11 protein-coding genes are annotated in these 13,167 nt (G+C 60.8%); 6 read left to right on the forward strand and 5 right to left on the reverse strand.

Features of this window, described 5'->3' with window-relative positions; translation table 11 throughout:
- Positions 1-60: 60 nt before the first annotated feature.
- On the reverse strand, positions 61-603 hold the full coding sequence (locus ACFHWE_RS02440) for a hypothetical protein (RefSeq protein WP_416598883.1): 543 nt from the start codon (positions 601-603) through the stop codon (positions 61-63).
- Positions 604-849: 246 nt separating this feature from the next.
- Here ACFHWE_RS02440 and ACFHWE_RS02445 point away from each other — a divergent pair, with 246 nt between their 5' ends.
- On the forward strand, positions 850-2,628 hold the full coding sequence (locus tag ACFHWE_RS02445; RefSeq protein WP_416598884.1) for a Na+/H+ antiporter NhaC family protein: 1,779 nt from the start codon (positions 850-852) through the stop codon (positions 2,626-2,628).
- A 48-nt stretch (positions 2,629-2,676) separates the two neighbouring features.
- On the opposite strand, the gene ACFHWE_RS02450 is transcribed toward ACFHWE_RS02445, so the two are convergent.
- Positions 2,677-3,690, reverse strand: coding sequence for an arabinan endo-1,5-alpha-L-arabinosidase (locus tag ACFHWE_RS02450; RefSeq protein WP_416598885.1), 1,014 nt, complete (start codon positions 3,688-3,690; stop codon positions 2,677-2,679).
- Between the two features lie 498 nt (positions 3,691-4,188).
- On the opposite strand from ACFHWE_RS02450, the gene ACFHWE_RS02455 reads away from it, so the two are divergent.
- Positions 4,189-4,629, forward strand: a complete 441-nt coding sequence (locus ACFHWE_RS02455; RefSeq protein WP_416598886.1) for a helix-turn-helix domain-containing protein — start codon at positions 4,189-4,191, stop codon at positions 4,627-4,629.
- A gap of 21 nt (positions 4,630-4,650) precedes the next feature.
- Here ACFHWE_RS02455 and ACFHWE_RS02460 read toward each other — a convergent pair whose 3' ends face one another.
- From ACFHWE_RS02460 to ACFHWE_RS02470, 3 genes are all read right to left on the reverse strand, one after another.
- Positions 4,651-6,273, reverse strand: a complete 1,623-nt coding sequence (locus ACFHWE_RS02460) for a hypothetical protein (RefSeq protein WP_416598887.1) — start codon at positions 6,271-6,273, stop codon at positions 4,651-4,653.
- A gap of 162 nt (positions 6,274-6,435) precedes the next feature.
- The gene (locus tag ACFHWE_RS02465; protein WP_416598888.1) at positions 6,436-6,630 is read right to left on the reverse strand and encodes a DUF397 domain-containing protein; all 195 of its coding nucleotides are present in this window, start codon (positions 6,628-6,630) and stop codon (positions 6,436-6,438) included.
- Positions 6,627-7,640 (reverse strand): helix-turn-helix domain-containing protein, encoded by a 1,014-nt coding sequence (locus ACFHWE_RS02470; RefSeq protein ID WP_416598889.1) that lies wholly within the window; start codon positions 7,638-7,640, stop codon positions 6,627-6,629. The genes ACFHWE_RS02465 and ACFHWE_RS02470 overlap by 4 nt, the downstream gene beginning before the upstream one ends.
- 703 nt (positions 7,641-8,343) lie before the next feature.
- Between ACFHWE_RS02470 and ACFHWE_RS02475 the strand changes: the two genes are divergently transcribed.
- The 4 genes from ACFHWE_RS02475 to ACFHWE_RS02490 all read left to right on the forward strand — a co-directional run bounded on the left by ACFHWE_RS02475 (position 8,344) and on the right by ACFHWE_RS02490 (position 12,597).
- Positions 8,344-9,234, forward strand: a complete 891-nt coding sequence (locus ACFHWE_RS02475; protein ID WP_416598890.1) for an ATP-binding protein — start codon at positions 8,344-8,346, stop codon at positions 9,232-9,234.
- A 219-nt stretch (positions 9,235-9,453) separates the two neighbouring features.
- Positions 9,454-10,257 carry a proline hydroxylase gene (locus ACFHWE_RS02480; RefSeq protein ID WP_416598891.1) on the forward strand — a complete coding sequence of 268 codons (804 nt, stop codon included), beginning with the start codon at positions 9,454-9,456 and terminating at the stop codon, positions 10,255-10,257.
- 38 nt (positions 10,258-10,295) lie between these two features.
- Positions 10,296-11,813 carry a CHAT domain-containing protein gene (locus ACFHWE_RS02485; protein WP_416598892.1) on the forward strand — a complete coding sequence of 506 codons (1,518 nt, stop codon included), beginning with the start codon at positions 10,296-10,298 and terminating at the stop codon, positions 11,811-11,813.
- 58 nt (positions 11,814-11,871) lie between these two features.
- Entirely contained in the window at positions 11,872-12,597 is a 726-nt protein-coding gene (locus tag ACFHWE_RS02490) for an alanine--tRNA ligase-related protein (RefSeq protein ID WP_416598893.1), read from the forward strand.
- Positions 12,598-13,167: the final 570 nt, after the last annotated feature.

Here is a 13,167-nt window from a genome sequence, read left to right on the forward strand (position 1 = left end):
CGCGAAGCGTCGGTGCCCGGCCGGAGGGCGGCCCCGGCCGGGCACCGACGCGGCGACCGGTCAGCCGGTCGGCTGCTCGTGCTCGCGGGTCTCGCCCCCGGCCTTCTCCGCGGCGTGGCGCGCCTTCTCCGTGCGCGCCTTCTCCTCGCGGGGCTTCTCGTGGGCGGCCCGGTAGCCGGCCCGGTAGGAGGCCTCCGCCTCCCGGGCCTCCTGCTCCCTCAGCTCCGCCTTGGACGGCCAGCCCGCTGTCATGCCGTAGATCACCAGGACGTTGACGGCGATCACCACCAGCGACCACAGCGGCATGGCGAACAGGAAGACCAGTTGGGCGATGATGTTCAACGCGGCGAGCACCACGCCGAACACCCGGGCCCACGTGCTGCCCGACAGTACGGAGAAGCCCGCGATGACCAGGACCGCCCCCCACAGGGCCAGCAGGGCGCCCCACGCCCCGTACTCCAGGAAGAGCATGTTCGCCTCGGTGGCGATGTAGAACTCCGGAGTCACGAGGGCGACGAGCCCCTGGCCGATGTTGATGACGCCGATGACGATCAGCAGTGTCGCGACGAAGAACTGCCAACCGTTCGCTGATGTCTTGCGCATGGTGTCGTGCCCCCTAGCGGCCGCCCGGGCCGGACCCTCACCGGTCCGGGACCGTGGGCGGAACCTCGGATGTCACAGTGCGGACGCGCGGATACGCGCACCGTTGCGTTCATCATCCGACAACGGTGGTCAGCGCTCTCCCAACATTCCTCGCAAATCAGGCAAAGCTCGGATTTTCCGTCAGGTAAGGCCCGATGCGTACCAGCACACTTCCGACGTGGGGTCCCCCCTCCGGAAGGAACGGCGATGGCACAGAGCAGACCGACCACGGACGGCACCGGGTACCGCGCGCGCCGGGCCCGGCGCCGCCGTGCCGCCGCCGTGCTGGCCGCCATGGCGGGGGTGGCCGTCCTGGGCGCCTTCGCGGCGGGCAGCGCCCCCGCCGGAACCCTCCGGGAACCGGGGGACCTGGAACCGGGGGGCTGGTGGTCGGTCCTGCCGCCCGTCCTGGCCATCGGCCTGGCGCTCACCACACGCCAGATCCTGCCCGCGCTGTTCGCCGGCGTCTGGCTGGGCGCCTGGCTCCTCGAAGGACTGTCCCCGGCGGGGCTGGCCCTGTCCCTGCTCGACTCCGCGGGGATCTATGTCGTGGGCGCGCTCGCCCGTGCCGACCGCATCACGATCGTCCTCTTCACCCTGATGATCGGCGGGCTGGTCGGTGTCATCCGCAAGAACGGCGGCACCGACGGGATCGTCCGCGCCGTGACCCGGTGGGCCTCCACCCCCCGCCGGGGCCAGGCCGTCACCGGCGGCCTGGGGCTGGTCGTCTTCTTCGACGACTACGCCAACACCCTGGTCGTCGGCAACACGATGCGCCCCGTCCTGGACCGGCTGCGCGTCTCCCGCGAGAAACTCGCCTACGTCGTCGACTCCACGGCCGCGCCGGTGGCCACCCTCGCGCTGCTCTCCACCTGGATCGGTTTCCAGGTGGCCCTCATCGACGAGTCCGTCGCAGGGACCGGCCTGGTGATGGGCGGGTTCGCCGTCTTCGTCGAGTCCCTGAAGTACGCCTTCTACCCGGTTCTGGCGGTCGTGTTCGTCTTCGCCGTCGCCCTGACCGGACGCGACTTCGGCCCGATGCTCGCGGCCGAGCGCCGGGCCCGCACCACCGGCGCGGTCCTGCGGGAGGGCTCGCACCTGGGTGCCGGAGGCGCCGACGCGCTGGAACCGGCGCGGGAGACGCCCCGCAGGCTCCTCAACGCGCTCGTGCCGATCCTCGTCCTGGTCGCCACCACGGTCACCGGACTGCTCACCACCGGCCAGGGCGACTCGTTCGTGATGCGGGTCGGCAGCGGGGACGCCTTCTCCTCCCTGCTGTGGGGCTCGCTCCTGGCGCTGGCCGCGGCGTGGGCCATGAGCGCCGCCCAGCGCATCCTGACCCTGGGGGAGGTCGTCGACGCCTGGTTCCAGGGAGTCACGTCCGTGATGTACGTGATCGTCATCCTGACGCTGGCCTGGTCGCTGTCCGACATCACGGCCCTGCTGGGCACGGCCGACTTCGTCGCCGGAGCGCTCGGCGGGGTACTGCCGCCCTTCCTCCTGCCGGCCCTGCTGTTCGTGGTCGCCGCCGCCGTGGCCTTCGCCACCGGCACCAGTTGGGGGACCATGGGCGTCCTGACGCCGTTGGCGGTCCCCTTGGCCTGGGCGGTGCTGGAGGCCCGGGGCCTGGCCGGGCCGGAGGGCCACCCCCTGCTGTTCGCGTCGGTCTCCACCGTCCTGGCCGGAGCGGTGTGGGGCGACCACTGCTCCCCCATCTCCGACACCACGGTGATCTCGTCCCTGGCCTCCCGGTGCGACGTGGTCGACCACGTGCGCACGCAGTTGCCCTACGCGCTCTTCGTGGCGGCGGTCGCGATCGTCCTGGGCCTGCTGCCCGTGGGGCTCGGCCTGCCCTGGTGGGCGGCGATGCCCCTGTGCGCGGCGGCGGCCGTGGGAGGGTTGTGGCTCCTCGGCAGCTGCTCCGAGCGGGAGCCGGAGCCCGCTTCCGGTCCGGAGCCCGCTTCCGGTCCGGAGGGCGCGGGATAGGCGCCCCGGGGTGCGGTCGTGCCACCGCCGCGCCCCGGTCACGGCGGGTCAGTGCACGTAGGGCCATCCTGCGGAGTCCCAGCCGAGCCAGTTGACACCCAGCAGAGCGGTGCCGTCGTCGGCGTAGTAGTGGTAGGCGAGGATGTCGCTGTCGGCGTCGGCGAAGACGTCCTGGTGGCCGGGGCCGTGGATGCCGCCGTGGCCGGCCAGGATCTCTGTGCCTCCGCCCCGCATCATGTCGGTGCCGTTGCGGTCGTAGAAGGGGCCGGTGATGCTCCGGGACCGGCCGACCATGACGCGGTAGGTGCTGTCGGCCCCCTGGCAGCACAGGTCGAAGGAGACGAACAGGTAGTACCAGCCGCCGTGCCGGAAGAGGGTCGGGGCCTCGATGGGGTCGCCGCCCCGGCTCGCGAGCGAGTACATGGTGCGTCCGGAGCGCAGGCCGGTCCCCGGGTCGATGCTGATCATCTTGATCCCCGACCAGAACGAGCCGAACGCCAGCCACCAGCGCCCCTGCTCGTCGACCTGGAGGTGGGGGTCGATGGCGTTGTAGTCGTTGGAGCTGTACGACTCCACGACCAGGCCCTCGTTGTTCCAGGTGCCGGGGTTCCCGCTGATGCTGGTGGCGAGGAAGATCGCCGACCGGTTGGAGCCGAAGGTCGACGCGGAGTAGTAGAGGTAGTACCGGCTGTCGTGGTAGGACAGGTGCGGTGCCCACAGGTTGCGCGACCAGCGCGTGTAGCGGTAGGCCCACGAGGTGCCGTAGGGGAAGGCCGCGCCGGCGTAGTGGAAGGCGGTGCGGTCGGTCGAGGTGGTCAGGGACACCCCGTTCCCGGTGTGGGCGACCAGGTAGCCGCCCTCCGGCCGCTTGACGAAGGAGGGGTCGTGCATGGCGACGTCCCCGTTCACGGGCCCGGGCCAGGGGTAGGCCGCGGCCGCCGCGCCGGTCAGGGACGGCGCGGCGGCCACCGCTCCGGCGGCCAGGGCCGTGCCCAGCATCCTGCGGCGGGAGAGGGGTGCGGGGCGAGTGGGGACGGAGGACGTGAGCGGGTGGTCCGTCATGGGGGAGTCTCCTCGGGCTCTGCTGGGGGGTGGGGGGTGCACCGCCGTGCGCCCCGGGCGTGGAACCCGGGCGTCCGGTACGGGAGGAGGGCGTCGGCACCGATGGTGCTGGGCACGGGGGTGGCGTGCGGTTCGGGCGGGCACCGGGGTCGTGTGCAGTGGAGCGCCGACAGTGATCGTCAACTGTGGCGTTTCCGTCCCGTGACCATTCATGCAGCGTAAGTAAGCGCTTTCTCAGCGTCAATACGTTGATTCACGTGTCAGGGCGGACCGCTCACTGCCCGTGGTGTCGGTGGAAACCAAGCAATGCCCCTGTGAGGGGCCGTGGGCGCTGGTGGTTCACGGGGTGTGGTTCCGCGATGTGAGCGAGCGTTCTGCTCAAGCTCATCGATGGAGGAGATCCGGGCCGCAGGGGGGTGCCTCGGGGGGTTCCCCCCGGTAGAAACGACGGACGACCCGGCGAGCGCCGTCAGGCGCGAGCAGGGTCGTCCAGAGCCCGTGGCCCCTACCGGCCAACATTCCAACCCATACGTCAAGTGGCAGCTCAGTCACCTAGAGCGACTACTTGCCAGCCTGCCGGATCACGGTGCCACCAGGGCACCCCAGAAGCGCGCTCGCAACCCGCGCACCGCCCGCCAGCTCAAGCCCGCCCAGGTTGAGGAACTCATCGCTGAGTACCAAGCCGGAGCCACCGTCTACCAGCTTGCCGATCGCTTCGGCATTGAGCGTCGCACAGTCAGCAACATCCTCAAGCGCAACGGCATCACCCCACGATGGCGCCACCTCACCGACGAGCAGATCGAAGAAGCCATCCAGCTCTACTGCGAAGGCTGGTCACTGGCCAAGCTCGGCAAGCGCTTCGGAGTTGCCGATACCACTATCCGTGCCCAGTTGCTCAAATATGGCGTAGAGATGCGGCCGAGGCCAGGGAGAGAGTAATGGATCTCCTAGTACAAGATCTCAAGAAGACGCGGTAACGTAGAGGCTGACGACAGCAACGATGGCCGCAATAAAGGCCAACCCGATGACCAGGCGCTGCATCTTAGTATTGGCAATAGACTGCTTCAGTTCAGCCGATGCCCGGATGTTGCCCGTGGTCGTCTCCATGTCTTCGAGAAGGCGAGTGCACTGTTTCTCCAGCCGCTCTCGCCAAAAATCAACCAGCTTCGCCGGTTCCTCCGCTTCCTCAGTCGGCTCACCCGGAAACGGGTCTTGATCCGCAACATATTCAGAGAAGTCATGTGGGAAACCCTGCGGATCTCGTGAGAAGTTTCCAAGATCAGAAGCGATGGCAGAGGCGTCCAGGCCATCACCAAGGAGGAAGCGGTCAAGCTCACGTGCAATGCCGACAGTCCTCCACTGCTGCTGTCCGGCTTGATCACGTAGTCTCCCCAAGCGATCTTCATATAGAGCTATGAGTGCAAACATAGCCCAACGGGAGACCATCTGGAATTCGTATTTATGGAACCCCTGAGTGGCGTGCCATATTGACTTTGGCCTGTCCACATACCCGATGGCGGACTTCGCAATGTCGGACCTTCGAGCTGCCGCGACGAGCGCAAACCTTCGCTTCTTGTCAAGGATGAAGTCATTGTACCTAATTGCCCAGCAGGCCGCTCCTTGGGATCGCCAAGAGAATGGATAGTCCATACCCAGAGGGGAAAGATATCTGCGATGGTCCTTGTATGGCGCCTGGTTCTTGGTCAGCAATAGCCTTGCGCTCGGGCGATGCTCCATTGGTTCTCGGCTGAATCGCCCGCCAAAGTTTCGAGAGAGCCACTCTCGGCAACCTTCTTCAATCTGGGATGCTACCTGTTCGTACGCCTCCCTCTTCTGGATTTCGACAAGCGATATAGTCCCTCCAATACCGTATTGGATCGGCCTGCTCCAAGGAATTTTAGCCCTCAACTTTCCCAGGCGTCCGGGAATTTTTATCTCTGGGTTGAATCTGGTTTTATAGTCCTTCCGCAGAAGGCATGAGAGGTCTCCAGCGTCTTCCTCGAGGGAGAATGTTGCGATCAGTATTGTCAGTGATGGGGTGGGGCAGTGAAGCGTAAGCCAGACGGCATCGACACCTTCTGGAAGTGATGGGTCACTGAACCCATTCATCATAATCAAGCGCCCTGGGGGGCGGACTAGGCCAAAAAGGTAGCTCCCTCCTACCTGTGCGCCGCTCCTGCTTCGCTCTATGAAATCGACTATCTCCTGCACTTTATATTCTTGGGAGAAAGGCGAGCGACCTATTGACTCGTAGAGTGCCGAGACAGTTGATGGCGTAAAAGCTTCTGCCAGGACGACTCCACCCAGGTGGATCGACTCATCATCTGGGAGCCGAGACACCTCGTTGGCCTTCTTGTCGGACTTATCCCATCCTTCTATGCCGCTCTTCGCCTCTTGCTCAAGGATCTGTCGAACGGTTGGCCTCTTCCACCACCAACCCTTGGAAGGATGCTCGTTAGCTTGTGCCGCCTCTTCTTCCTTCTCTGCTTGGGGTGAACCCTCAGGGTTCGACTCCGCTGCTTCGATTGAAGACTGAGATTCATTCTCAGGAAGCTCGTCCGGTTCATCCTTGTTTTCGACCATGTATGCCTCCTTGCCCACAAGCTCATCAGAAATGCAGAGGAGCCGCACCATAGCAGAAGTAAGCGCCCACCGAGAGAGGTTCGGCGAGCGCTTACTCTTTGCTCATGTCTGTACGTAATGCATGCTTTCAGGCCAGCACCAAAACCTCGGAGGAGTCGCCCCCTACTCCCCCCGCACATCCCTCACGAAAGCCGACCATTCACTCACGTCGAACCCCAGCACCCCCGCCTCCGGGTGCTTGCTATCCCGCATCAGGTGCTGCCCGTCCGCCAGGTCGCACACCTCGACACAGTTGCGCTCACCGTTGCTGTAGCTGCTCTTGCGCCACACCGCCGACGCCCTGTCGTTGCTTCTCACTGCTCCATCTCCCTTACCGCCGAAGCCATCAGCCGCTCGGATGCCTGCTTATCCAGCGAGGCATCCCAGATGTTGGTGAACACCGCCGTATAGCGGCCCACCTCGTGCTCCTTGTCCAGGTACAGCGCCCCCGTGAAGCCATCCACGTACACCGTCGGTGGTTCAGACGGCTTACCATCCCCATTGAGCGGGAAGCGCAGCACCACAAACGGCCCCGACATGATGCCGTGGTGCAGTCCGGCACCAAACGGCATCACCCGTAGGCACACGTTGGGCAACTGGCTCATCTCCACCAAGCGCTCCAGCTGGCGCGCCATGATCTTCCGGCTTCCCACCGGCCGGCGCAGGATGGCCTCATTGAGCACTACGTTCAACGTCGGTGGTGCCGTCGTTCGGGTGATGAGCGTCTGCCGGGCCGCCCGCACATGCACCCGGCGCTCAATCTCCTCGGCGTCGTCATCGTCCGTTCGTGACGCCTGGATGATGGCCCGCGCGTAGTCCTCCGTCTGGAACAACCCCGGCACCAGCTCGGACTCGTACCAGCTCAGCTCTGAGGCGGCTTCCTCGAGCCCTATATAGACGTCAAAGTCCTCAGGGATCACATCGCCGTAGCTGTGCCACCAACCCCGAGCCTTCGTCTCCTTCGCCAGAGCCATCAAGGCATCGGTCAGGTCGGTCGGTGCCCCGTAGATGCGGCACATCGCCTCCACATCCAGGCTGCGCAGCGACGTCTGGCCCGTCTCAATCCGCCAGATCTTCGCTTCCGACCACTCCAGCTCCTTGGCGGCCTTGCGCACCGTCAAGCGGGCCTGGTTCCGCAGATCCCGCAGGTACCGACCCAGCTGACGACGAGGCACCGTCGAGCCCGTTGCTCCGACAGGCATAGCACTCCCAATACCCATAGTGAAAGACAGCTTACACCCGCAATGAAAGCATCTGGTCGCACGCTTCGCAATACAAGCCCCACCAGGCCATACCCGGCATGCGTGACCCGAAATGAAGTCTTGCATTTTGGGTACCACCCATGCAAGACTCCGACCACGGCACCGCCAACCCCTCCGTAGACCCCCTTGACCTGGAGTGCTACCTGGTAGGCGGCTGTGCCTGGCCGGGTGGCCCTTGCCCAAGTAGGGGGAGGGGGCAGGGTCACCCGGCCTCCCCCGGTACTCCCAAGCACCAAGCACGCCTTAGGTGGTCACAGTGGGTAACAGCCACAGGACGTACGAGCATCCCAAACCGGGCAGCACTGCCCTCGAGCAGCTCCACACTGCCCTCCGAGAACGCGGCATTCGCCCGGCCCGCGACCAGGAGCAGGATCGACTCCAGTTCCTCCACACCAGCAGCGTCAGCCTGTCCTTCACGGGTGGACGCTTCCGCCTGGAGCACGTTGACGAAGACGGCACCCCCACGCGCACGCTCCTCATACCGCCCAGCCGCCCGCATGACGTCGTGCGGTTGGTGCTGGCGTACGAGGAGAACAAGTGGCGGGGAGGAGCATGCGGACACCGGACATACGCGGCGACGGCGGTAACAACAAGAAGCGCCACGACACCAGCCGTCTCGGCGACGGCCTACACCCAAGAGGAAGCAAGTACGAGGCGCCAAGCCGGCGCATCACCGCAGCACAGCAGTCCGAACCACCAGGCCACCGCCCATCCCGGCTCACACGAGCACAGGCCCGACCCTACGAGCGAAGACACGGAGGTCTGAACCATGCACAAGGAGCAGGGCCTGGAGCAGTTCCCCCTCGTGGTGAGCCGTAATGTGGTGCGCTTCGCCCGGCACATGGCGGGCTTCACGGTGAGCAACTGGGGCTACGACGGGCTGGCCGACTCCGTTGAGCTCATCGTCAGTGAGCTTGTCACCAACGCCGCCCAGGCAGCCCTCGCCGCCGGACTCACCGATGACCCGCAGCCGTGGGATGTCACCAGCGACCACCGCATCCTTCTCACGCTTCAGCGCCAGGAGGACGAGGTCGTTATCTGCCTGGAGGATCGGCTGCCTGGTGTGCCGAGGATGAGGGCGGCGGAGGAAGTAATCGGCGACAGCAACAGCAACCACGCGAGCGATGACGACAGCATCAACGTCAACGCCATGAGTACCAGTACCCGCACCGACACCAAGAGCGGCAACGATCCGCTCGCGGCCCTGGCGCAACTAGAGGAGCACGGCCGCGGCCTGCTGCTCATCGCGCATCTGTCTACAGCCTGGGGCTACTACCCGACAGGGCGGGGGAAGGTGGTGTGGTGTCGGGTCAGGGCGAACGGTGAAACGGCAGCGGAGGAAGAAGGGCGACAGGTGAGAGAAGAGCAGCTACGCAGCCCTTCGCCCTGGAACTCTGACGCACATCGACAGCCACGGCCGGCGACAACAACGAGCAGGGACGCACCACTCCTGAAGCCGTGTCCGCCGAGCACGGGCACCAGCCAGTCACGTCCTCAACTACCGCGGCCCTGGAATGAGCAGCGAGCGAGCAGGCCGCCGTTGCCTCGACGGTGGTCGAAGGTGCGGGGGCTGGACAACTATCAGGCAGTGCCGAGGGGCGAGGTGGAGGCTGCCACGCTTTGGCGGGTGTTGGTGGGGTTGAGGAACCGGAGGCCATAAACTCTTGCGCAGCCAATGGGTCATCTATGCCCCTTCGGAATCTGGAGCATCAGATTTCCCAAATCGGACACTCTAGAACAATCCTCGTCATTAGTGCGAAATGTAGACTTTCCGACAAAAGGCTCATATGTGTCTATAGTTGCAACGTTACTAGTTGAGGTGGGGAGAGTGTGATACTTTGGTAAAACTAATATAAAGTATAGGCAAGGATTCGGAATAATGGAGATTCTTGAGAATGACGCAATTGACCCATTCTTTGTTGCCTCGGAAGTTTCGGTGGCAACTCGAGGTGATATTGCAAGTCTAATTGCGGGAACGTCTGCTGCCGTTCGCATCCCGAGCCTTTTGCCCAAAGATGTATGCAGTATGACTATGGAGGCAATGGAATCGCTTCAACTTGAAATGTACGACAGGGAGCGTGTCGACCCTCCTATTGCTAGATTCGGCCCAGTGCTTAATGATTATCGTCACAACGGCCAGCTCAAGGAAGAGTATTGGGAGCATGCCGACAGGGCACGCTCGATATGGCGATCCGCTGATTTTACTCCCGATCCTTTGAAGATGTGTAGAGAAATGATCAGCAATTCTTGGGGAGAAGGGGTTCAGCCTGCAAAAAGGCAGGGAAGAGATCTGTTTGTTGGCACAGTTCGAGAGATTAACTCTGGAGCACACATGCACTATGACGAAATTGTGCGTGAATACCCCTCTGGAGTAGTTGATTCCACGATCGTTGCACAGCTTGCTTTTAACGCCTATATCTCAGTCCCGGATAGAGGAGGAGATACTGTTGTATGGCGGAGGCGCTGGCAGCCTAGTGATGTTAGGCAACGCAGGGGATACGGATATGAAGAATCCCTTGCTGGAAACGTTCAGCATGTGACAATTAAGCCATGCGTGGGAGATGGGTTGATCTTCGACCCGCGTAACTATCACGCCGTGAGGGCCTGCGAAGGTGGGCGAAGGGTAGCCATCGCCTTCTTCCTCGGTTTCACCGATCAGGGTAAACTTCTGCTTTGGTCATAAGTCAGTACATGTAATTCAATCCACCAGAGAGTAGTAAAGTGTATCGATCAGCCGAAGAATTGACGAGCGCAGCCAAAGATATATATCAGAAGCTTTCTCAGCTTGCGTCTCAAGTCAAACTCACTGATCGCGAAGCCGAAAACGGTGCTATCGAAACAACACCTATATTGACTAGTTCTGAACTAAAGCTTGCCGATGTTTTGTATGCAAACTACAGCAAGTGGTCACGTATCGTTGTGGCTTTTCTTCGTCGGTGCAGTGAGCATGTTGCTGAAGATTTCGAAGAGAGTTCCCGTCAACTGGAATCATACTTTCGTTTCCAGCGATACGGGACGGATATCGACCACAGTACTTGGAAGTCTGTATTCTTTTACGAGTCTGGTCAGATAATTGCACGCCAACTTGAAATCATCAAAGATAACTCTGATGAATTTTCTTGGAGTCACGAGAGGGCGAACAATTTTTCCGATCTCGATCTGGACTTTTCTCGAAATGGTTCATCTTATAGTTTGGAAGCTCGCTCTCCTCTAGGAACATCGTCATCCTTGATGTCTATACCGTTCGACGACCGCGATATTGAGAATTTTGTTCTCAAACATTGCAGCCCTCGAGGTGCGGTACGACGGGTGGTTCCTGCCAACCTCGAGCCTTTTACTCGTTTTGGAGGAGAGCTTTTTACTTCCCTTATCGTTGATGAAGTTAGGGATCTGTACAATTCAGTAAGGGCTCATGCGCAAGCCAGCAATTCTGGTATTCGTATCCGCCTTCGTCACTCTAAAGCGCCGGAGCTTTCAAGGATTCCATGGGAATTTATTTTTGATGGAACTGACTTCTTGTGCCTCGACTCGAAAGTAACTCTAGTGCGGCACCTTGATTCACGTCAGGTGCCTCCGCCATTGGAGTTGGATTTGCCTTTGAGGATTCTCGTGACAGTCAGTTCGCCTGACGATCTTAGTTCTCTTGATGTTTCACTTGAAGTGGAACGACTTAAGAAGGCGCTCGATCCCTACATAGAAATGGGGCTGATCGAACTTTCCTTTACCCGTGATGGAGAAATATCTACCCTGCAACGTATACTTTCATCTGCCGAGCGTGCGCGTCGCCCATTTCATATCTGGCACTTCATTGGACATGGATTTTTCGATGAAGTTCAAACGATGGGATACCTCGCGTTCGAAGCAGGGAACTCCAGTAGGCGTGTATCTGGTTTCGAACTCGCCACTCTTTTTCGAAATTACGGGTCGCTTCGACTGATTGTCCTTAATGCATGTGAAACAGGGATGTCCGATGACATCAATACCATGTCTGGCATTGCTGGGTCACTTGTTGAGAGAAGTACTTCGACTGTAGTAGCTATGCAGTTTCCAATATCAGATGGTGCCGCTATCACTTTTGCAAGTGAGTTTTACTCATCTATAGCAAGTGGTGCTCCAGCCGACGCATCGCTCGTAGATGCCAGAAGGGCGATCTTTTTTGCACCTAACCATAGCGAGTGGGCGACTCCAGTCCTGTTTACCAGAAGTCCGTCTTGTGAGGTTTTTGCGGTTCGTCCTTAAGCTTGCAGCTATCAAGTAGATGCTCTATAATTATCACCTAAATAATCAAGGAGGAAGAATGGCAACCGAACTGAGCTACCTGGACGATTCTGAAGTGTATGAAAGCGTGGCACAAGTTGCTCGTGTGTCTCGCGAAGCCGAAGGAGAGGCAGTAGTCGTCACTCTCAATAAGACCATTTTTTACCCTCAGGGAGGAGGGCAACCCACGGATAAAGGTGTTATTTCCACGGATGGCGGATCTCTTCAGGTGGAAAGGGCATCTTTTGTTGATGGCGATGTCCTACACTCTGGAGTTCTGACCTCTGGTGAGATCAAAGAGGGTGAGTTTGCGAAACTTGTGATTGATGCAAGTCGACGCAACATCCATGCTCAATTGCACACTGGAGGACATCTGGTCATGACAGCTGTAGACCGGTTGCTCGGCCTCCCTGCAACTAAGGGTTACCATTTCCCAAATGGTCCTTATGTCGAATTCATGGGTGTGGTTCCCCAAGAACGCAGGGAATCTCTGGTACAGGAAATTCAGGAAGAACTGGATCGTCTGGTCGAGGAAGATTCGCCGGTGACTGCCCGGTACGACACTGTGGAGAATCTGAAGGCATCTGGTGTTTATATTCCTGCGGAGATTCCAGCAGGAAAGCCGACTCGTGTTGTAGTCACTTCTGGCTACCAGTCACCATGCGGAGGGACTCATGTTAAGTCCCTTGGAGAGCTCGGAGGACTAAAGGTCAAGGGAGTCAAGGTGAAGTCAGGAAAGACACGTGTCTCCTACTACTTTGGCTAGCCCGTAATCTTAGATGATTAATCCCCGGTCTTTTATATCCATGCCGGGGATTTCTGCTGCCAAAACCACATCACCTTGAGGCGAGCAACCTTCGCCCGTCTCCTCGCCCCTGTCTTCGCTAGTGCCTTCACGTTGAGCATTGCTTCCGTGCCCTCCCAGGTCATTCCGCCTTTTCGCCCCTGTCCGGGATGCGACTGACCGACATTCTGTCGGTCAGTCCCGCTTCCCGTTGGCTTCACACCCCGCCTTGGTTCGTACCCCACACCGCGCCACCTGCCCATATGGCGGGTGGCAGGGGCGCCCAAAACCGCGCCTTACCCCTCCTAAAACCGCGCCACCTGAGGTAAAATAGCTGGACAAATAAGTTATGCAGAAAGGAGGGCATTAATGAACGAATATCGTCCAACTCTAAACGCTGCCTCATCGGGTTCTGTCCGAGGATCGACGGCATCGAATGCAGCTGCCAATGCGGCACCCGTCGCACACATCACCGCCTACGAGGAGTCGCTTCCTCCCGCGAAGCCCATCCGCGAAGAAGCAGAGATGCCGTCAGTCCCCGCTGAGTACGCC

The sequence above is a fragment of the Nocardiopsis sp. LOL_012 genome (assembly GCF_048060475.1).
Taxonomy (GTDB): Bacteria; Actinomycetota; Actinomycetes; order Streptosporangiales; family Streptosporangiaceae; genus Nocardiopsis.

Bases quoted from the DNA above. Each gene is read 5' to 3' on its own strand.
- ACFHWE_RS02440 (WP_416598883.1), bottom strand. From the start codon at position 603: ATGCGCAAGACATCAGCGAACGGTTGGCAGTTCTTCGTCGCGACACTG.
- ACFHWE_RS02445 (WP_416598884.1), top strand. From the start codon at position 850: ATGGCACAGAGCAGACCGACCACGGACGGCACCGGGTACCGCGCGCGC.
- ACFHWE_RS02450 (WP_416598885.1), bottom strand. From the start codon at position 3,690: ATGACGGACCACCCGCTCACGTCCTCCGTCCCCACTCGCCCCGCACCC.
- ACFHWE_RS02460 (WP_416598887.1), bottom strand. From the start codon at position 6,273: ATGGTCGAAAACAAGGATGAACCGGACGAGCTTCCTGAGAATGAATCT.
- ACFHWE_RS02470 (WP_416598889.1), bottom strand. From the start codon at position 7,640: ATGCAAGACTTCATTTCGGGTCACGCATGCCGGGTATGGCCTGGTGGG.
- ACFHWE_RS02475 (WP_416598890.1), top strand. From the start codon at position 8,344: ATGCACAAGGAGCAGGGCCTGGAGCAGTTCCCCCTCGTGGTGAGCCGT.
- ACFHWE_RS02480 (WP_416598891.1), top strand. From the start codon at position 9,454: ATGGAGATTCTTGAGAATGACGCAATTGACCCATTCTTTGTTGCCTCG.
- ACFHWE_RS02490 (WP_416598893.1), top strand. From the start codon at position 11,872: ATGGCAACCGAACTGAGCTACCTGGACGATTCTGAAGTGTATGAAAGC.